The organism is Kosakonia sacchari SP1, assembly GCF_000300455.3.
Classification (GTDB): Bacteria; Pseudomonadota; Gammaproteobacteria; order Enterobacterales; family Enterobacteriaceae; genus Kosakonia; species Kosakonia sacchari.
In genome coordinates, this window is record NZ_CP007215.2 from 2,235,488 (window position 1) to 2,255,799 (window position 20,312).

The window sequence follows — 20,312 nt, forward strand, 5'->3', positions numbered from 1 at the left end:
TTAATAAGCGCGCAGTGTGCGAAAAACCGAGGCCAGTTTGCTGGCATCTTTGATACCCGGTTCCGACTCCACGCCTGAATTAAAATCGAGTCCGGCACAGCCGGTTTTGGCCGCCTGCACGCAATTGTCTGCGCTCAGGCCACCAGCAAGAATCACATTATCCAGCGGTTCGCCTGCCAGCAGCGACCAGTCGAAACTTTTGCCGCTGCCGCCCTGGCCGTTATCAAACACATATTTATCGACCTGCTGGAAGCGCCGCGCGGGCAGGCTGTCGCCAACGCTGAGCGCTTTCCAGATTTGTGTCTTCGCCGGCAGACGCTCACGCAGCGTATCGATATAGGCCTGGTCTTCATCACCGTGCAGTTGAACGGCAACCAGATTCAGTGCGTTAACTTTCGCCACCACCTCTTCGTGCGTGGCATTACGGAACACACCGACATATTGCAGCGGTGCGGCCTGCATCACCGCTTGTGCTTGCGCTTGCGTTACGGCGCGTGGGGAACTGGCAACGAAGATCAAGCCGCCATAAATTGCACCGGCCTGATGTGCCGCCTGCGCGTCCTGCGGGCGGGTCAGCCCGCACACTTTGTTTTCACCCAGCAAAACACGTTTCACCGCCGCATCGAGATCGTCATGGGACATCAGCGCGGAGCCAATCAGGAAACCATTGGCAAAATGGCTGAGTTCACGCACCTGGGCATAAGTGTTGATGCCAGACTCGCTGATGACCGTCACACCTGTGCCAAGGCGCGGAGCAAGCTCACGGGTGCGGTTCAAATCGATGGAAAGATCGCGCAGGTCGCGGTTGTTGATGCCGACGACTTTCGCTTCCAGTGAGATAGCGCGTTGCAACTCTTCTTCATTACTCACTTCCGTCAACACGCCCATATTTAGACTGTGCGCGACGGCGGCAAGCTGGCGGTACTGCTCATCGTCGAGTACCGAGAGCATCAGCAGGCACGCATCTGCCTGGTAGTGACGCGCCAGGTAAATCTGATAAGCGTCGATAATAAAGTCTTTGCACAGGATTGGCTGCGGCGCGATACCGCTGACAATCGGCAGAAAATCAAAACTGCCCTGGAAATATTTTTCATCCGTCAACACGGAAATCGCCGACGCATGATGTTTGTAGATAGCAGCAATACGCGCCGGGTCAAAATCATTGCGGATCACGCCTTTGGAGGGCGAGGCTTTTTTGCACTCCAGAATAAACGCTGTCCGCGCACCTTGCAGGGCATCGTAGAAGCGACGCGTGCTTGGCTCGACATCGTTCTGAAAACTGGCCAGCGGTTGTTGCTCCTTGCGCGCTGCTACCCATAAGGCTTTATCGGCGACGATTTTCGCTAAAACGGTCTGCATTTTTTATCCTCTTGCCGCAAGTGCGGTGACTTTGTCGTAGGCTGCTCCGCTGTGCAGCACATCCAGAACTTTTTGCGCGTTGGCCTGTAAATCCTCTTCGCCGTGCAGACGCATCAGCATGGCGACATTGGCGGCGACGGCGGCTTCATGCGCGGCCTCACCTTTACCCTGGAGTAAGCGTGTCAGAATGTCACGGTTTTCTTCCGGTGTCCCGCCCGCCAGCGCCTCCTGATGGTACGGCGTCAGGCCAAAGTCGGCAGCGGTGAGTTGGTAACTTTTGATTTCGCCATCATGCAACTCAGCAACCAGTGTAGGTGCATGCAGTGACACTTCGTCCATGCCGCCGCTATGCACGACTGCCGCACGCTGATAACCGAGAACGCGCAGGGTTTCGGCAATCGGCAGCACCAGCTCCGGACTGTAAACACCGATCAGTGCCAGCGGCGGGTGCGCCGGGTTGATCAACGGGCCGAGCACGTTGAACAGAGTACGGGTTTTCAACTGCTGGCGTACCGGCATCGCGTGGCGAAAACCGGTGTGATACTTCGGCGCAAACAGGAAACAGACACCCAGCTCATCCAGCGCAGAACGCGATTTATCGGCGTTCATATCCAGATTAATACCAAATGCCGCCAGCAAATCTGATGAGCCGGAACGGCTCGAAACGCTGCGATTGCCGTGTTTGGCGACTTTCAGGCCGCAAGCAGCAGCGACAAATGCACTGGCGGTGGAAATATTGATGCTGTTGCTGCCGTCGCCGCCGGTGCCGACGATATCGGCAAACGCATAGTCCGGACGCGGGAATGGCGCGGCATTCTCCAGCAGTGCGGTGGCGGCTCCGGCAATTTCGTTGGGATGTTCACCGCGAATTTTCATACTCACCAGCGCGGCCGCCAGTTGTTCCGGCTTCAGCTCGCCGCGCACCACCGCAGAGAAAAGCTGGTGGCTCTCCTGCTGGCTGAGTGTTTGCGCCTGATAGAGTTTTTCCAGAATCGGTTGCAGCGTATTCGTCTGCTCCAGTTTTTGCAGCGCCCAGGCCAGCGTTTGCTCAAGCAGACGAGCACCTTGCGTGGTCAAAATCGATTCCGGGTGGAACTGGAAACCACAAACGCGATCGGCGTCGTGACGTACTGCCATCACCATGCCGTTAAAATGGGCATTGATGGTTAATCCTGCCGGGATGTTGCTGCCCACCAGCGAGTGGTAACGCGCAACGGGAAGCGGGTTGCTTAAGCCCGCGAACATGGCCTGACCATCGTGTTCGATGCTTGAGGCTTTGCCGTGCAGGATTTCACCTGCCTGGCCGACGTAGCCGCCATAGGCTTCAACAATCGCCTGGTGACCGAGGCAGATACCGATAATCGGTAACTTGCCGCGCATCCGTGTCAGCAGCTCCGGCATGCAGCCCGCTTCAGACGGCGCGCCAGGGCCTGGCGAGAGCATCAACACCGGGTTTTGCATTGTCGCAAGCCGGTCGATCAAGGTTTGCGCCGGAACATGGTTACGGTAAATCACCACGTTGTGTCCGCTCGCACGCAGCTGATCCGCCAGGTTGTAAGTAAAGGAATCGATGTTATCAAGCAGCAGAATGTCAGCCATCAGAAAGTCTCCTGAGCGTGGTGTGCGGTGGCGATAGCGCGCAGAACCGCGCGGGCTTTATTACGGGTTTCATCGGCTTCAGATTGCGGAACGGAATCCAGCACGACACCCGCGCCTGCCTGTACCGTTGCCACACCGTCCTCCACCCACGCAGAACGAATCACGATGCAGGTATCCAGATCGCCATGGGCGGTGAAATAACCCACCGCACCGCCGTAGCTACCGCGACGTGAGCCTTCTGCTTTGGCGATTAACTGCATTGCGCGCACTTTTGGCGCACCGCTCAGGGTGCCCATGTTCATGCAGGCGCGGTAGGCGTGCAGAACATCAAGATCCTGACGCAGTTCACCCACCACGCGTGAAACCAGGTGCATGACGTAAGAGTAGCGATCGACTTTGGTCAAATCGGCGACATAGCGGCTGCCGGGGTGCAAATGCGCGCCAGATCATTGCGCGCCAGATCCACCAGCATCAAGTGTTCTGACAGCTCTTTGTGATCGGTACGCATCTCCAGCTCAATGCGGCTGTCAAGATCGCGATCCAGCGAACCATCCGGGCGGCGTCCGCGCGGGCGTGTGCCGGCGATAGGGTAGATCTCAATCTGGCGGTTGCTGGCGTCGTATTTCAGCGAGCTTTCCGGTGAGGCGCCGAACAGGGTGAAATCGTTATCCTGCATGAAGAACATGTACGGGCTGGGGTTGCTCTTTTTTAGCACTTCGTAAGCCGCCAGCGGTGAAGGGCAAGGCAGGGTAAAGCGACGAGACGGTACTACCTGAAAAATCTCGCCCGCACGAATCGCTTTTTGCATGTCGCGAACCACTGCGCCGTACTCTTCATCACTCTGGTTGCAGTCGCAGCGCATATGTTCAATTTTTTCGACCGGCAACGGCTCGGCAGGCCGATCCAACTGCTGGCGCAGGGTGTCGATGCGCTGAAGCAGGCGGTCTTTTTCCTGTGCTGAAGGGGTAAATAAGCTGGCCTGTATACGCGTTTGCTGTTTCTGGTGGTCGATCACCAGTAAGGTTTCGGCGAGATAAAAGCAGTAATCCGGGCAACGGCGATCGTGCGTAAGCTGCGGCAAATCTTCAAAACCGGCCACCAGGTCATACGCGAACAAGCCGCCGAAGAACATGGCTTCGCGTTCATCGGAAGGAACATCGACCAGATTTTGTAATAAGCGAAAAGCATCAAACACAGAGAGCGAGCAGAGGCGGGCGTCTTCGTCCAGCAGACTGCTGACCGGCGGGAATCGCAGTTCGCGCCCATCGGACAGCAAGGTGTTTTCCACCCCGGCAGGCAGCGCGTTATCGAGCAGACCCAGAAGTGCTGTACCATTTTCGGTTAATGCTGTAATGGTGACAGTGTCACCAAGTGCGGTGATACGCAATGCGCTATCAACCAGCAACAGGCTTTTTAAGTCACTTTTACTGTCAATATCCGCTGATTCCAGCAGCAGGGTTGCCGGGCGGGCAGCGCATAATTGATGGAACAACGCTGTCGGGTTACTGCGGTAGCTGGCGTTGCTGGTCAGAAGTTCGAGTGCTGGTTTTTGCGTTTGCATAGTCGCTCTCATTATTTATTTTGTTCAAAAAAAAGCCCGCTGTGTGAGCGGGCCTGGTATCGGTATGCTGAATGCGCACGTGATCTCACAGCCCTTGTCAGGGAGTGCGCCACCAGCGAGTAACAGAGAAATGTGCATTCATGTTTGCGATACCTTGTCGTGTGAACTTGCGTACTAGTTAACTGGTTCAGGAAAAGAAAGTCAACCTCGAATTCAGAAAATATTCTCTGGACTGTATGATAGGCGACAAACCGACGTCCAGATGAATTAGCGGAGCCGCTTTGAGCGACACGAATTACGCCATTATTTACGATCTTCACAGCCATACGACGGCCTCTGATGGTCTGCTTTCCCCCGAACAACTGGTCCATCGCGCGGTAGAGATGCGCGTCGGTACGCTGGCAATAACCGACCACGATACCACCGATGCCATTCCTGCAGCCCGTGCGGAAATTGTCCGGGCAGGACTGGATTTGCAGCTTATCAGCGGTGTGGAGATCTCCACCGTCTGGGAAAACCACGAAATACATATTGTTGGTCTGAATATTGATATTGACCACCCGGCGCTGCGCACTTTTTTGCAGGCGCAATCTGAACGCCGGGTTCAGCGGGCGAAGCTGATTGCTGAACGTTTAGAAAAAGCGCACATTCCCGGTGCGTGGGAAGGCGCTCAACGGCTGGCGCAGGGGGCGAACGTAACGCGCGGGCACTTTGCGCGTGTTCTGGTGGAACAGGGCAAAGCGAGCAATATTGCCGATGTTTTTAAAAAGTATCTTGCACGGGGGAAAACGGGATACGTTCCTCCCCAGTGGTGTACAATAGAACAAGCTATTGATGTGATTCATCATTCTGGCGGAACGGCTGTAATGGCACATCCTGGTCGCTATAACCTTTCTGCTAAATGGCTGAAAAGGCTGCTGGCGTATTTTGCACAGTGCGGCGGTGAGGCGATGGAAGTCGCCCAATGTCAGCAGGCTCCCAACGAGAGAACGCAGCTCGCCGCGTATGCCCGTCAGTTTGGTTTACTGGCGTCGCAAGGCTCTGATTTCCATCAGCCTTGCCCATGGATTGAACTGGGGCGCAAACTCTGGCTTCCGGCCGGTGTTGAGGGCGTATGGCTGAAATGGGAGCAGCCGCAACAGAACAAAGAGAGGGAAGTATGAGTCAATTTTTTTATATTCATCCGGAAAACCCCCAGCCGCGGTTGATTAACCAGGCGGTAGAAATTGTGCGTAAAGGCGGGGTCATTGTGTACCCCACCGATTCCGGTTATGCGTTGGGCTGTAAAATTGAGGACAAGGGGGCGATGGAGCGTATTTGCCGCATTCGTCACCTGCCGGATGGTCACAACTTTACGCTGATGTGCCGCGATTTATCGGAGCTGTCGACGTATGCCTTTGTCGATAACGTGGCCTTTCGTCTGATTAAGAATAATACGCCCGGCAATTACACGTTTATCCTGAAAGGTACAAAAGAGGTGCCGCGGCGTTTATTGCAGGAAAAACGCAAAACGATTGGTCTGCGCGTACCGTCAAACCCGATTGCGCTGGCGCTGCTGGAAACGCTCAACGAACCGATGCTGTCCACCTCGTTAATGCTGCCGGGTAGTGATTTTACCGAATCCGATCCGGATGAAATTAAAGATCGGCTGGAAAAAGTGGTGGATTTAATCATCCACGGTGGCTATCTCGGCCAACAACCGACGACGGTAGTCGATTTAACGGAATCGACACCAGAGGTTATTCGCGAAGGGGTTGGCGACGTTAAGCCTTTCTTATAGTGACGCAAGCCGCTATACTACGCGGCCATTTCAGCAGCGGCTTCGCCGACCTGATGACCCTATTCGACGCCTGTGAAGGCGACACCTGAAGGAAGCTCTATGAGCGAGAAACTACAGAAAGTGCTGGCGCGAGCTGGCCACGGTTCCCGCCGTGAAATCGAATCTATTATTGAGGCTGGCCGCGTAAGCGTGGACGGCAAAATCGCCACACTGGGCGATCGCGTGGAAGTGACGCCTGCTCTGAAAATCCGTATCGACGGTCACCTCATTTCGGTGAAAGAATCCGTGGAGCAGATCTGCCGCGTGCTGGCGTACTACAAACCGGAAGGCGAACTCTGTACGCGTAACGATCCGGAAGGACGCCCGACTGTTTTTGATCGTCTACCGAAACTGCGCGGCGCACGCTGGATCGCGGTAGGTCGTCTCGACGTTAATACCTGCGGTCTGTTGCTGTTTACCACCGATGGTGAACTGGCGAACCGCCTGATGCACCCGAGCCGTGAAGTTGAGCGTGAATACGCGGTACGTGTTTTTGGCGAAGTTGATGACGCGAAATTGCGCGATCTGGCGCGCGGTGTGCAGCTGGAAGATGGCCCGGCGGCGTTCAAAACCATCAAGTTCAGCGGGGGCGAAGGCATTAACCAGTGGTACAACGTCACCCTGACCGAAGGGCGCAACCGTGAAGTGCGTCGCCTGTGGGAAGCGGTTGGTGTACAGGTCAGCCGCCTGATCCGCGTACGTTACGGTGATATTCCGCTGCCAAAAGGTTTGCCTCGCGGCGGCTGGACGGAACTTGATCTGGCTCAAACCAACTACCTGCGCGAGTTGGTGGGGCTGGACGCGGAAACGCAATCCAAAGTGGCCGTGGAGAAAGATCGCCGTCGCATGAAAGCGAATCAGATCCGCCGCGCGGTGAAACGCCACAGCCAGCCGGCTGGCAAGTCTGGTGGTGGTCGTCGCCCCGGCAGTACGCGGAATAAAAACGACTGATTGCAATAAAGAATAAGAGAAAAGGGGCGAAAGCCCCTTTTTCGTTGCTAACCGAAAACCCTGGATGTGAATCTGATTTGGTTCAGCCTGATCGCTTGTGTGAAATCTCACGCGCTGGCAGAAGCTGCTTGTTAAGGTTTCCGGCCCTTATCCCAGGTCAAAAAAGCGCGGCCTTCGATGTCGGCGGACTTACGTTGCGTCAGTAATCGATACCTTGTTGCGCTTTTACGCCTGCTTCAAAAGCGTGTTTCACCGGTCGTAATTCGCTGACGGTATCCGCCAGGTCAAGAATATCGCGGTGGCAGCCGCGTCCGGTGATAATCACCGTCTGGTTTGCCGGGCGTTTGCGTAACGCGTCAAGTACCGTTTCCAGCGGCAGGTAATCATAGGCCACCATATAGGTCAGTTCATCCAGCAACACCATATCCAGCGCGGGATCGGCCAGCATTCGTTCGGCATGTTGCCAGACTGCCAGACAGGCTGCGGTGTCGCTTTCGCGGTTTTGCGTATCCCAGGTAAAACCGGTTGCCATCACCTGGAATTCCACGCCCAGCGGTTCCAGCAGGTTGCGTTCGCCGTTTGGCCATGTTCCTTTGATAAACTGAATAGCGCCCACTTTTTTACCATGGCCGACTGCGCGTGTTGCTGTACCGAATGCAGCGGTGGTTTTCCCTTTACCGTTCCCGGTAAAGACAATAATGATCCCGCGTTCATCCTGGGCGGCGGCGACGCGCGCATCGACACGCTCTTTTACGCGCTGCTGGCGCTGCTGATATCGTTCTTCGCTCATTGTGAAATTCCTGGTTTTCGACCCGGTTGGGCATCAAAGCTCATACCGGTTTTACGGCGGCTGTCATCGCCCATCAGCCACAGGTAAAGCGGCATAATATCGGCGGGGGTTTTCAGTTTGTCTGGATCTTCGGTCGGAAAGGCGCTGGCACGCATTTTGGTGCGCGTACCGCCTGGGTTAATACAGTTGACCCGCACACGGTTTTGATACTCTTCGGCCAGTACCTGCATCATCCCTTCGGTGGCAAATTTCGACACAGCGTAAGCGCCCCAGTTCGCACGTCCCTGGCGTCCAACGCTTGAGGAGGTAAAAACCAGAGAGCCGCCATCCGATTTAAGTAATAAAGGAAGAAGCGCCTGGGTGAGATAAAAGGTGGCGTTCACGTTGACCTGCATTACCTCGTCCCAGACTGCTGGAACTTGCTCGCTCATTGGCAATACATTCCCGAGTAAACCGGCATTGTGCAACACACCGTCCAGGCGTGGCACCGTGGCCGCAATAGTATCAGCCAGTTGCTGGCACATTTCCGGGGTGCAGTTTGCCATATCAAGGGTAAACCACTTCGCCTGTTGGCCTTCTTCTTCGATCTCACGCGCAACCTGCTGCAGTTTCGCTTCGTTTCGGCCCAGTAGAATGAGGCTCGCGCCGTGGCGGGCGTAGGTCAGCGCCGCTTCTTTACCGATGCCGTCACTGGCACCGGTTACCAGAATGATGCGAGCGTTTAACAAATCGCGTTGTGGCTGATAATGCACACTCTCTCCTCAGGCCGGGGCCTGTTATCGCCTTCACATGTTGGCTTTATGCCTTAAACAGAGGCCTATTTCAATCAGCCTGCGGGAAGGTTGCGCAACCTTTACGAAAAAATTCAGCAACATGGCACATTGTACCAATGGCTTACGCGAGACGTGTCAGCATCGCTCATGTACACTGGTGCGATTGTCGAGTGGTGTAATCGAGGTGGTATGCATGGAATTACTGTCTGAGTATGGCCTGTTTCTGGCCAAAATCGCGACTGTGGTGGTGGCGATTGCCGTTGTGGCCGTGCTGATTGTCAATCTGACACAGCGCAAACGCCAGCGGGGAGAACTGAAAGTCACCCGTTTGAGTGAGCAATATAAAGAGATGCAAGAGGAGATGTCAGTCTCCTTGCTGGATGAGCACCAACAGAAACGTTGGCACAAAGCGCAGAAGAAAAAACTGAAGCTGGAAGCGAAAGCGGCAAAAGCGAAGGCGAAGGACAGTGAACAGCAAGAAAAAGGCACACCGCGTGCCTATGTGCTCGATTTTAAAGGCAGCATGGACGCGGGCGAAGTCAACGCATTACGTGAAGAGATAACCGCAGTGCTGGCGGTGGCAACACCGCAGGATCAAGTCGTAGTGCGTCTTGAAAGCCCGGGAGGCGTGGTACATGGTTACGGTCTTGCCGCTTCCCAGTTACAACGTCTGCGTGACAAGCACATTCCACTGACTATCGCCGTCGACAAAGTGGCTGCCAGCGGCGGCTATATGATGGCCTGTGTGGCCGATAAAATTGTTGCAGCACCGTTCGCGATCATCGGTTCTATCGGCGTGGTGGCGCAGATCCCCAACTTTAACCGCTTCCTCAAAGGCAAGGAGATCGACATTGAGCTGCACACAGCGGGTCAGTTCAAACGAACTCTGACACTGCTTGGTGAAAACACAGAAGAAGGGCGGCAGAAATTTCGCGAGAGCCTGAACGAAACTCACGATCTGTTTAAAGGTTTTGTTCACCAGATGCGGCCAGAACTGGACATTGAAAGCGTGGCGACGGGTGAGCACTGGTATGGCTCCCAGGCGCTTGATAAAGGACTGATCGACGCCATTGGCACCAGCGATGATCTGCTGCTGGGGCTAATCGAAGATCACGAAGTGATTGGTGTGCGCTATCAGCAGCGTAAAAAACTGATGGAGCGTTTTACGGGCAGTGCGATGGAGAACATCGATCATTTGCTGATGCGCTGGTGGCAGCGCGGGCAAAAACCAATGATGTAAAAAACGCGAGGCTCAGGCCTCGCGTTTTCTTTTTAGTCGATCAGATGATACTTTTCAGAAAGTTCATGCGCTAAGTATTTGAACATATTGAATACCGCAGTGCTTTTCGCCGTCGGCAAGCCTTGCTCATCAAGAAAATACTCGCCGCTGAAAACCAGCACGCCGTTACGCTGACTGACGCCGGTTGCGACGATACCGGATAGTGTGTCTTCATGCTCACTGATCAGTTTATTAGCCAGTTCAAGCAGAGACTGGCGATCGATTGGCTGAGTTGTCTCTTGCATTTTTCTACTCCTTCAAAAATTTCGTCAGTTTACCGCTGACCCGGTTCCCGGGCAATTTTTCCCTGTTTTTGCAAGGGCTTTGCCCGGTCGTTGTGCTGGCGCGATCCGCCTTTGCATGCTAATAAAGTTGCGTAACAAATTTTATCAGGTACAGTGTGACGCTTTCGTCAATCTGGCAACAGATTTGCTTGACATTCGACCAGAATATCGTTGTGCTACTCCGCCCTGGCGCGAAAAAGCCTGTAAACTCAGTCACCTGAACGCTCCGTTTTACGCGCTTTGTTAAAAAAAGGGTTGATATCCATTGACGCCGCCGCAATATTGAATGCTCGTCGCCGGTGGGTTGAAGCGACATGCGACGAATTTCTGTAAGAATTTAATTAGGTAAAGGTGAATATGGGTAAAGCTCTCGTTATCGTTGAGTCCCCGGCAAAAGCCAAAACGATCAATAAATATCTGGGTAATGACTATGTGGTTAAATCCAGCGTTGGTCATATCCGTGATTTGCCGACCAGTGGCTCAACACCCAAAAAGAGCGCAGACTCAGCCTCCGCCAAAACGGCTAAGAAGCCTAAAAAGGATGAACGCGGCGCTCTTGTCAATCGCATGGGGATCGACCCATGGCACAACTGGGATGCACATTATGAAGTGCTGCCAGGCAAAGAGAAGGTGGTTTCCGAGCTGAAGTCGCTGGCGGAAAAAGCCGACCACATCTATCTCGCAACCGACCTTGACCGCGAAGGGGAAGCCATTGCGTGGCACCTGCGGGAAGTGATCGGTGGTGATGAGAAACGCTACAGCCGCGTAGTGTTTAATGAAATTACCAAGAATGCGATTCGTCAGGCCTTCGAAACGCCGGGCGAACTGAATATTGACCGTGTGAATGCTCAACAGGCGCGCCGTTTTATGGACCGCGTGGTGGGCTACATGGTCTCTCCACTGTTGTGGAAGAAAATTGCCCGCGGTCTCTCCGCTGGCCGCGTACAGTCTGTCGCTGTGCGTTTGGTTGTTGAGCGTGAACGCGAAATTAAAGCGTTTGTGCCGGAAGAGTTCTGGGAAATAGACGCCGCCACAGCAACGCCGAATGGCGATACGCTGCCGCTGCAGGTGACCCATGAAGGTGATAAAGCCTTCCGTCCGGTTAATCGCGAGCAAACCATGGCGGCGGTCAGCCTGCTGGAAAAAGCGCGTTATACAGTGCTGGAGCGGGAAGATAAGCCGACCAGCAGCAAACCGGGTGCACCCTTTATTACCTCTACGCTGCAACAGGCCGCCAGTACGCGTCTGGGTTTTGGCGTGAAGAAAACCATGATGATGGCGCAGCGTCTGTATGAAGCGGGCTACATCACCTATATGCGTACCGACTCGACAAACCTGAGTCAGGATGCTGTGTCGATGGTGCGCAGCTATATTACTGATAATTTCGGTAAAAAGTACCTGCCGGAAAACGCTAATCAGTACGCCAGCAAAGAGAATTCTCAGGAAGCGCACGAAGCCATTCGTCCTTCTGACGTCGCGGTGCTGGCTGAATCGTTAAAAGACATGGAAGCCGACGCGCAGAAGCTTTATCAGTTGATCTGGCGCCAGTTTGTCGCCTGTCAGATGACGCCTGCTCAGTATGATTCCACCACGCTGACAGTGGGCGCGGGCGATTTCCGTCTTAAAGCCCGTGGTCGTATCCTGCGTTTCGATGGCTGGACAAAAGTCATGCCCGCGCTGCGCAAAGGCGATGAAGATCGTACGTTGCCGGCGGTGAATAAGGGCGATGTTCTTTCGCTTATAGAGTTAACACCGGCACAGCACTTTACCAAGCCACCTGCGCGTTTTAGCGAAGCTTCGCTGGTAAAAGAGCTGGAAAAACGCGGTATTGGCCGCCCGTCTACTTATGCGTCGATCATCTCGACCATTCAGGACAGGGGTTATGTACGTGTTGAAAGCCGCCGTTTTTACGCGGAAAAAATGGGTGAAATCGTTACCGATCGTCTGGAAGAAAATTTCCGCGAGCTGATGAATTACGATTTTACCGCACAGATGGAAGACAGCCTCGACCGCGTGGCGAACCATGAAGCGGAATGGCGCAAGGTGCTGGATAGCTTCTTTGGCGATTTCTCTCGCCAACTGGAACAAGCTGAACAGGATCCTGAAGCGGGCGGTATGCGTCCGAATCAGATGGTACTGACCAGCATCGACTGCCCGACATGTGGCCGTAAAATGGGTATTCGTACCGCCAGTACCGGGGTTTTCCTCGGCTGTTCCGGCTATGCGTTACCGCCGAAAGAGCGCTGCAAAACCACCATTAACCTGGTGCCGGAAAACGAAGTGCTCAATGTGCTGGAAGGCGAAGACGCGGAAACCAACGCGCTGCGCGCCAAACGCCGTTGCCAGAAATGTGGTACGGCGATGGACAGCTACCTGATCGATCCGAAGCGTAAATTGCATGTCTGTGGTAATAACCCGACCTGCGATGGCTACGAAATCGAAGAGGGCGAATTCCGCATCAAAGGGTATGATGGCCCAATCGTTGAGTGTGAAAAATGCGGTTCTGAAATGCACCTGAAAATGGGGCGTTTTGGTAAGTACATGGCTTGCACCAACGACGAGTGTAAAAACACGCGTAAGATCCTGCGTAACGGTGAAGTGGCACCGCCGAAAGAGGATCCGGTACCGTTGCCGGAACTGCCGTGCGAAAAATCGGATGCCTATTTTGTTCTGCGTGATGGCGCGGCCGGTGTGTTCCTCGCGGCGAATACGTTCCCGAAATCTCGCGAAACACGTGCGCCGCTGGTAGAAGAACTGTACCGCTTCCGCGACCGTTTGCCGGAAAAACTGCGCTATCTTGCGGACGCGCCGCAGGAAGATCCCCAAGGTAATAAAACCATTGTGCGTTTTAGCCGTAAGACCAAACAGCAATATGTTGCTTCGGAAAAAGACGGGAAAGCGACCGGGTGGTCAGCGTTTTATATCGACAATAAATGGACTGAAGCGAAAAAGTAGTTTTTTCAGCCATATACCTTCAGGGGCCGGTTTTCCGGCCCTTTTTCTTTGCGCGTTATTATTCTTTGTTCGCTGCTATACACGGAAGCTATAAATGATATAGTTGTTATAGCTAACCGCTTTCTTATTATCAAATCGTATTAAGCGATAACCCCGTTTGCGTACTTCGGATGGTCTGTTATGAAACTACAGCAGCTTCGTTATATCGTCGAGGTGGTGAATCACAACCTCAACGTCTCTTCCACGGCGGAAGGGCTCTATACCTCTCAGCCTGGCATCAGTAAACAAGTCCGCATGCTGGAAGATGAACTCGGCATACAAATCTTCGCCCGCAGTGGCAAACATCTCACTCAGGTGACGCCCGCCGGGCAGGAAATCATCCGCATTGCGCGTGAAGTATTGTCCAAAGTTGACGCAATTAAATCAGTGGCGGGGGAACACACCTGGCCGGATAAGGGCTCGTTGTATGTCGCGACCACGCATACACAAGCGCGGTATGCATTGCCGAATGTGATCAAAGGGTTTATCGAACGCTATCCGCGCGTTTCATTGCACATGCACCAGGGATCGCCAACACAGATTGCTGAAGCGGTTTCTAAAGGCAATGCTGATTTCGCCATCGCCACCGAAGCGCTGCATTTATACGATGATCTGGTGATGTTACCGTGCTATCACTGGAATCGCTCAATTGTGGTGACACCCGATCACCCGCTGGCATCTAAGCAGTCCGTCAGTATCGATGAGCTGGCGCAATATCCGCTGGTGACGTACACCTTTGGCTTCACCGGTCGTTCGGAGCTCGACACGGCGTTTAATCGTGCAGGGTTGACGCCACGAATCGTTTTCACCGCTACAGATGCAGACGTTATCAAAACGTATGTCAGACTGGGGCTGGGAGTAGGGGTTATTGCCAGCATGGCGGTGGATCCGATCTCCGATCCGGACCTGGTTAAACTGGATGCTCACGAAATTTTCAGCCACAGCACCACAAAAATAGGTTTCCGTCGCAGCACCTTCCTGCGTAGCTATATGTATGATTTTATTCAGCGCTTCGCGCCGCATTTAACGCGCGACGTTGTCGATGCAGCTGTGGCGTTGCGTTCTAATGAAGATATAGAAGCGATGTTTAAAGATATTAAGTTGCCGCAGAAATAATGCCGGAGGGTATCTTATCGCCCGAAAAGATACCCATAATGTCTCCTAAAGCCAAATTAGAATTATCTTCATCTTTGATACAATCACCTTTCAGGGTGATTGCCTTCACAATTTTAACGCCGACACTGTCACTATTTAGCGACAAAAATAGAAACTAAATTGCCGCTCTGCAAATTTATTACTTCAATAATTTATTTCGGGTCAAAAGATTAAATATTTCTTTGGAATTGGTGAGTAAATTCACTGGATTTTCGGCTAAAGTTCTTTTAGGATTTGTCTCATCTCATGATTAATTACACCGATTGTTGGTACCCAAAATGATAAGTGATGTCGATTGTACGAGGTTAGCAATGCCATCAGGAAGTGAAGAGCCGCAAAGGGACCCTGAGCTTAAGCGTAAAGCCTGGCTGGCGGTATTTCTTAGCTCTGCCGTGTTTTGGGCAGTCGTTGCGTTATTGATCTGGAAATTCTGGGGTTAAAATGGCTATAGCGGGTCGATTCGAACCGGTTAAGCAAGTATGTCAATTACATGACACACCAGCTAAAGCGAAAAAGAAAACTGTGACCTCTATTCCGGCTTCCTGGAAGCTGACGCCGCAGCAACAAGCTTTTATTGACGCCTTCTCTGAAGACGACTTCAAAAAACAATAAATATATCATCAGAATAAACATGGGAAATTATCCTGGCTATTCATTGATATGCTCTTTTGTACTCTTTAATTAATACACAGCATAAATGAATTGAGTAATGACTCAGTTTTAATGAATAGATTTTCTGGTAATAAATTTATGCGTAATGATTGCGGAATGAAATATTGGTCATGGTTAGCCGCTTTTTCTGTTTCCATCCTTTTCTGGGGACAGATTGTCTGGGCTACCCTTCGGTAATGAATTGAAAAACCTCGCATCTGCGAGGTTTTTTATATCCCTTCTCCTGAAAGATTTTCCCTTTTGTAGCAATTTTGGTTGTTATCAAAACGTTACGATATGTTTGTGTTATCTTTAATGACAGACCCTGAAGAGCATCAGGGTAAGCAATCCCTGTCATTAAGGAGGAGCACATGTCGTCAACCCTACGCGAAGCCAGTAAGGACACGTTGCAGGCAGAGAACAAAACTTATCACTACTACAGCTTGCCGCTGGCCGCTAAACAACTTGGGGATATCTCACGGTTACCCAAGTCGCTAAAAGTTTTACTCGAAAATCTCCTGCGCTGGCAGGACGAAGAATCCGTCACTGAAGAAGATATTCGTGCCCTGGCCGGCTGGCTCAACAGTGCGCATGCCGATCGTGAAATCGCTTATCGCCCGGCAAGGGTCCTGATGCAGGACTTTACCGGTGTTCCCGCCGTCGTTGACTTAGCGGCGATGCGTGAAGCGGTGAAACGCCTTGGAGGCGATACCGCCAAAGTGAACCCGTTATCCCCGGTGGATCTGGTGATTGACCACTCTGTGACCGTTGACCACTTCGGCGACGATGACGCCTTCGAAGAGAACGTCCGCCTTGAAATGGAACGTAACCATGAACGTTATGCTTTCCTGCGCTGGGGCCAGCAGGCGTTTAGCCGTTTTAGCGTGGTGCCGCCGGGGACAGGAATATGCCACCAGGTGAATCTCGAATACCTCGGCAAAGCGGTCTGGAGCGAATTGCAGGATAAAGAGTGGGTTGCCTATCCGGACACACTTGTCGGTACCGATTCTCACACCACCATGATTAATGGCCTCGGTGTATTGGGCTGGGGCGTGGGGGGGATTGAAGCCGAAGCGGCGATGCTCGGGCAACCGGTCTCTATGCTGATCCCTGATGTCGTCGGTTTTAAACTGAGCGGTAAATTGCAAGAAGGGATCACGGCAACCGATCTGGTGCTGACGGTCACGCAAATGCTGCGCAAACACGGTGTTGTCGGTAAATTTGTTGAGTTTTACGGCGATGGACTTGATTCGCTGCCGCTTGCCGACCGTGCCACCATTGCCAATATGGCCCCGGAATATGGTGCAACCTGCGGCTTTTTCCCAATCGATAGCGTAACGCTTGCTTATATGCGCCTGAGTGGTCGCAGCGAAGAGCAAGTCGCGTTGGTAGAGGCTTATGCGAAAGCTCAAGGTATGTGGCGTAACCCGGGCGATGAACCCGTCTTTACCAGTACCCTTGAACTGAATATGCAAGATGTTGAAGCGAGCCTCGCCGGGCCAAAACGTCCGCAGGATCGCGTTGCGCTGAGCGATGTGCCGAAAGCCTTTGCCGCCAGTTCAGAGCTTGAACTGAACACGGCGCAAAAAGATCGTAAACCGGTTGAATATGTATTGAACGGTCATAAATACGAATTGCCGGACGGGGCGGTAGTCATTTCTGCGATCACCTCTTGCACCAATACTTCCAACCCCAGTGTGTTGATGGCCGCCGGCCTGCTGGCTAAAAAAGCGGTCACCGCCGGGCTCAAACGTCAGCCGTGGGTGAAAGCATCGCTGGCCCCTGGCTCGAAAGTGGTTTCTGACTACCTTGCACAGGCGCGATTAACGCCTTATCTGGATGAACTGGGCTTTAATCTTGTCGGTTACGGTTGTACCACCTGTATTGGTAACTCCGGGCCGTTGCCAGAGCCTATTGAACAGGCGATCCGTGAAGGCGATCTCACCGTTGGTGCGGTGCTTTCGGGCAACCGAAATTTCGAAGGGCGTATTCACCCCCTGGTAAAAACGAACTGGCTTGCGTCACCGCCGCTGGTGGTGGCTTATGCGCTGGCGGGCAATATGAATATCAATCTCGTCACCGACCCGCTCGGTCATGACCGTAAAGGTGAGCCAATCTATTTGAAAGACATCTGGCCAACGAGCAGTGAGATTGCCCGCGCGGTTGAGCAAGTCTCTACTGAGATGTTCCGCAAAGAGTATGCCGAGGTGTTCGAAGGCACGCCGGAGTGGAAGGCGATTGAGGTTGAGCACTCCGATACGTATAGCTGGCAGAATGACTCGACTTACATCCGGTTATCGCCATTCTTTGAAGATATGCAGGCGCAGCCGAAACCGGTGAAAGATATTCATGGTGCGCGGATCCTGGCCATGCTGGGCGATTCGGTCACCACCGACCATATTTCGCCGGCAGGTAGCATCAAAGCGGACAGCCCGGCAGGTCGCTATTTGCAGAGCCATGGTGTTGAGCGCCGGGACTTTAACTCCTACGGCTCGCGACGTGGCAACCATGAAGTGATGATGCGCGGAACATTCGCCAATATCCGCATTCGCAATGAAATGGTGCCGGGCGTAGAAGGTGGCATGACACGTCATCTGCCGGGCAGTGAAGTGGTCTCTATTTATGATGCTGCTGTACGCTATAAGCAAGAGGGCACGCCGCTGGCGGTGATTGCTGGCAAAGAGTATGGTTCTGGCTCCAGCCGTGACTGGGCGGCTAAAGGGCCGCGCTTGTTGGGAGTTCGCGTGGTCATTGCTGAATCCTTCGAGCGTATTCACCGTTCCAACCTGATTGGTATGGGGATCCTGCCGCTTGAGTTTCCACAAGGTGTCACGCGAAAAACGCTGGCACTGACGGGAGAGGAAAAGCTGGACGTTGTCGATCTGCAAAACATCACGCCGGGTGGAACGTTAGCCGTCACATTAACTCGCGCCGATGGCAGACAGGAGACGCTGGCGTGCCGCTGTCGCATTGACACGTCGACGGAGCTTACCTATTACCGCAACGACGGCATTCTGCATTACGTGATCCGTAATATGTTGAACTAAAAATAAAGGCCTGCATTTGCAGGCCTGTTTCATCACCGATGGGGCGCTTATTTCAGCAGGTGCCCCATTTTTTCAGCTTTGGTATCCAGATAGTGCGCGTTTTTCGGGTTACGCCCGACAATCAGCGGTACGCGCTCCACAATGTTAATTCCCGCTTCGGTAAGAATCTCAACTTTTTTCGGATTGTTGGTCAGCAGACGAACTTCGTCTACTGCCAGCAATTTAAACATATCGGCGCAAAGCGTGAAGTCGCGTTCATCGGCAGCAAAACCCAACTGGTGGTTCGCTTCAACGGTGTCATAACCCTGATCCTGCAGCGCATACGCGCGAATTTTATTCAGCAAACCGATGTTACGACCTTCCTGGCGATGATAAAGCAATACGCCGCGGCCTTCTTCTGCAATGTGATTGAGCGCTGCTTCAAGCTGAAAACCGCAATCACAGCGCAGGCTGAACAAGGCATCGCCGGTCAGACACTCGGAGTGAACGCGTGCAAGTACGGGCAGTTGCCCGGAAATATCACCGTAAACAAGAGCGACATGATCCTGCCCGGTTGCCAGTTCTTCAAAACCCACCATCAGGAAGTCGCCCCATGGGGTTGGCAGTTTGGCTTCTGCCACACGTTTAAGTTGCATGTGAATCTCCGGATTTTTAGTGGTGCACTGCGCACCTTTAGCCTGTTGGCCTTCTGTATAACCTCATTTTGCCACAATGCATTAAGCATCGCCTACTGGTGACCCACGCATTGCCGTTTAAACGCACAAATGCGCAGGTTTCAGCGGAAATGTCATTTTTCAGTTATATTGGTTCGCGAAATCAGAAGGAGAAAAGATGCTTTCCATTGCAATGCGAACAACAGCAGGCGCGGCGATTCTATTGATTATGCCGCTGATAATGTGGATTTCCGGCTGGAACTGGGAGCCGGGGCAAACCCGCTGGTGGCTGCATTTTTTATACTGGTTAACAGAAACCGTCACCCAACCATGGGGAATTATTACGCATGTCGCGTTGTGCGCGTGGTTTCTCTGGTGCCTGCGTTTTCGCCTCAAAGCTGCGGTGATGCTGTTCGTTATTCTTGGTTGCGCGATTCTGGCAGGACAGGGGGTTAAATCCTTTGTCAAAGAGCGTGTTCAGGAACCGCGACCTTTCGTCCTTTGGCTGGAAAAAACGCACGATGTTCAGGCCGAACAGTTCTACACTTTGAAACGTAAGGATCGGGGAGAATTAGTGAAAAAACAACTCTCCAGCCAGCATGATATTCCTGGGTTTTTACGTAAACACTGGCAAAAAGAGACGGGTTTCGCGTTTCCCTCCGGACATACCATGTTTGCCGCTAGTTGGGCATTATTAGCCGTTGGGCTGCTGTGGCCACGCAGACGGACATGGACGATTGCTGTACTGCTTGTATGGGCGACAGGTGTGATGGGTAGCCGACTGCTGTTAGGCATGCACTGGCCACGCGATTTGGTGGTTGCAACGTTGATATCCTGGTTGCTTGTGACGCTGGCGACCTGGCTTGCTCAGCGCATTTGTGGCCCGCTCACGCCGCCTGCGGAGGAAGTACCGGAAATCATTGCTCGCGATCAAGAGGGTTGATTTCCGCTGTTTCGCCCGCAAATCAGATTTTAACATCATGCATTTCCATTTCGCGCCGGGCGCTAAAATGGTAGTTTATAGGGCTGAATGCAGTCGTTGCATATAAATTCATCGCTCGGCAGCACATAACGGGACGTAATGTGAAATATTTACTCATTTTCTTACTGGTGTTAGCGATTTTTGTTGTGTCGATCACTCTTGGCGCGCAAAACGATCAGCAAGTCACGTTCAACTATTTGCTCGCACAGGGTGAATACCGGATCTCCACGCTGCTGGCCGTGCTGTTTGCTGCTGGTTTTATTATCGGCTGGCTGATTTGCGGCCTTTTCTGGCTACGCGTTCGCGTTTCTCTGGCGCGCGCCGAACGTAAAATCAAACGTCTTGAGCACCAGCTTACTCCTGCCACAAATGTTACGGTTGCAACCGGCTCAACGGCAGTGAAGGAATAATATTT

At 52.9% G+C, this 20,312-nt stretch carries 18 protein-coding genes, 1 pseudogene and 1 other annotated feature; of the genes and pseudogenes, 12 read left to right on the plus strand and 7 right to left on the minus strand.

Going from position 1 to position 20,312, the window contains the following annotated elements; translation table 11 throughout:
* The 3 genes and pseudogenes from trpCF to C813_RS33660 form a co-directional block, all read right to left on the minus strand.
* A complete protein-coding gene (trpCF, locus tag C813_RS33650; protein WP_017457181.1) occupies positions 1-1,359 on the minus strand; it encodes a bifunctional indole-3-glycerol-phosphate synthase TrpC/phosphoribosylanthranilate isomerase TrpF in 1,359 nt (452 codons plus the stop codon).
* 3 nt (positions 1,360-1,362) lie between these two features.
* Positions 1,363-2,958, minus strand: a complete 1,596-nt coding sequence (trpD, locus tag C813_RS33655; protein ID WP_017457182.1) for a bifunctional anthranilate synthase glutamate amidotransferase component TrpG/anthranilate phosphoribosyltransferase TrpD — start codon at positions 2,956-2,958, stop codon at positions 1,363-1,365.
* Positions 2,958-4,519 (minus strand): annotated as a pseudogene (locus tag C813_RS33660) (anthranilate synthase component 1). The gene trpD and the pseudogene C813_RS33660 overlap by 1 nt, the downstream one beginning before the upstream one ends.
* A 26-nt stretch (positions 4,520-4,545) precedes the next feature.
* Positions 4,546-4,640, minus strand: a sequence feature (Trp leader region).
* A gap of 160 nt (positions 4,641-4,800) precedes the next feature.
* Here C813_RS33660 and rnm point away from each other — a divergent pair.
* From rnm to rluB, 3 genes are all read left to right on the plus strand, one after another.
* Complete coding sequence (gene rnm, locus C813_RS33665; protein WP_017457184.1) at positions 4,801-5,682, plus strand: RNase RNM; 882 nt, start codon at positions 4,801-4,803, stop codon at positions 5,680-5,682.
* Positions 5,679-6,299, plus strand: a complete 621-nt coding sequence (locus C813_RS33670) for an L-threonylcarbamoyladenylate synthase (protein WP_016495863.1) — start codon at positions 5,679-5,681, stop codon at positions 6,297-6,299. Before rnm ends, C813_RS33670 begins: the two co-directional genes overlap by 4 nt.
* A 99-nt stretch (positions 6,300-6,398) precedes the next feature.
* On the plus strand, positions 6,399-7,289 hold the full coding sequence (rluB, locus tag C813_RS33675; protein ID WP_017457185.1) for a 23S rRNA pseudouridine(2605) synthase RluB: 891 nt from the start codon (positions 6,399-6,401) through the stop codon (positions 7,287-7,289).
* Between the two features lie 199 nt (positions 7,290-7,488).
* On the opposite strand, the gene cobO is transcribed toward rluB, so the two are convergent.
* Together cobO and C813_RS33685 are read right to left on the minus strand one after the other, a co-directional pair.
* Positions 7,489-8,079, minus strand: a complete 591-nt coding sequence (gene cobO / locus C813_RS33680; protein WP_016495866.1) for a cob(I)yrinic acid a,c-diamide adenosyltransferase — start codon at positions 8,077-8,079, stop codon at positions 7,489-7,491.
* The gene (locus C813_RS33685) at positions 8,076-8,831 is read right to left on the minus strand and encodes a YciK family oxidoreductase (RefSeq protein WP_017457186.1); all 756 of its coding nucleotides are present in this window, start codon (positions 8,829-8,831) and stop codon (positions 8,076-8,078) included. The genes cobO and C813_RS33685 overlap by 4 nt, the downstream gene beginning before the upstream one ends.
* A 214-nt stretch (positions 8,832-9,045) precedes the next feature.
* Here C813_RS33685 and sohB point away from each other — a divergent pair, with 214 nt between their 5' ends.
* A complete protein-coding gene (gene sohB / locus C813_RS33690; RefSeq protein WP_017457187.1) occupies positions 9,046-10,092 on the plus strand; it encodes a protease SohB in 1,047 nt (348 codons plus the stop codon).
* Between the two features lie 32 nt (positions 10,093-10,124).
* On the opposite strand, the gene C813_RS33695 is transcribed toward sohB, so the two are convergent.
* Positions 10,125-10,376, minus strand: a complete 252-nt coding sequence (locus C813_RS33695; RefSeq protein WP_017457188.1) for a YciN family protein — start codon at positions 10,374-10,376, stop codon at positions 10,125-10,127.
* Positions 10,377-10,772: 396 nt separating this feature from the next.
* Here C813_RS33695 and topA point away from each other — a divergent pair, with 396 nt between their 5' ends.
* From topA to acnA, 6 genes are all read left to right on the plus strand, one after another.
* Positions 10,773-13,370 (plus strand): type I DNA topoisomerase, encoded by a 2,598-nt coding sequence (gene topA, locus C813_RS33700; protein ID WP_017457189.1) that lies wholly within the window; start codon positions 10,773-10,775, stop codon positions 13,368-13,370.
* Between the two features lie 180 nt (positions 13,371-13,550).
* On the plus strand, positions 13,551-14,525 hold the full coding sequence (gene cysB, locus C813_RS33705) for an HTH-type transcriptional regulator CysB (RefSeq protein ID WP_016495871.1): 975 nt from the start codon (positions 13,551-13,553) through the stop codon (positions 14,523-14,525).
* 317 nt (positions 14,526-14,842) lie between these two features.
* Positions 14,843-15,004: a YmiA family putative membrane protein gene (locus tag C813_RS46375; protein WP_017457190.1), complete on the plus strand. Its 162-nt coding sequence runs from the start codon at positions 14,843-14,845 to the stop codon at positions 15,002-15,004.
* A gap of 1 nt (position 15,005) precedes the next feature.
* Complete coding sequence (locus C813_RS47370) at positions 15,006-15,176, plus strand: hypothetical protein (RefSeq protein WP_017457191.1); 171 nt, start codon at positions 15,006-15,008, stop codon at positions 15,174-15,176.
* Positions 15,177-15,314: 138 nt separating this feature from the next.
* Positions 15,315-15,413, plus strand: coding sequence for a small membrane protein YmiC (gene ymiC / locus C813_RS47510; RefSeq protein ID WP_231943027.1), 99 nt, complete (start codon positions 15,315-15,317; stop codon positions 15,411-15,413).
* Positions 15,414-15,586: 173 nt separating this feature from the next.
* Positions 15,587-18,262, plus strand: a complete 2,676-nt coding sequence (gene acnA / locus C813_RS33710) for an aconitate hydratase AcnA (protein WP_017457192.1) — start codon at positions 15,587-15,589, stop codon at positions 18,260-18,262.
* A gap of 47 nt (positions 18,263-18,309) precedes the next feature.
* Here acnA and ribA read toward each other — a convergent pair whose 3' ends face one another.
* The gene (gene ribA, locus C813_RS33715) at positions 18,310-18,897 is read right to left on the minus strand and encodes a GTP cyclohydrolase II (protein WP_017457193.1); all 588 of its coding nucleotides are present in this window, start codon (positions 18,895-18,897) and stop codon (positions 18,310-18,312) included.
* Positions 18,898-19,093: 196 nt separating this feature from the next.
* Between ribA and pgpB the strand changes: the two genes are divergently transcribed.
* Complete coding sequence (gene pgpB, locus C813_RS33720; protein WP_017457194.1) at positions 19,094-19,858, plus strand: phosphatidylglycerophosphatase B; 765 nt, start codon at positions 19,094-19,096, stop codon at positions 19,856-19,858.
* A 140-nt stretch (positions 19,859-19,998) separates the two neighbouring features.
* A complete protein-coding gene (locus C813_RS33725; RefSeq protein ID WP_017457195.1) occupies positions 19,999-20,307 on the plus strand; it encodes a LapA family protein in 309 nt (102 codons plus the stop codon).
* Positions 20,308-20,312 lie beyond the last annotated feature (5 nt).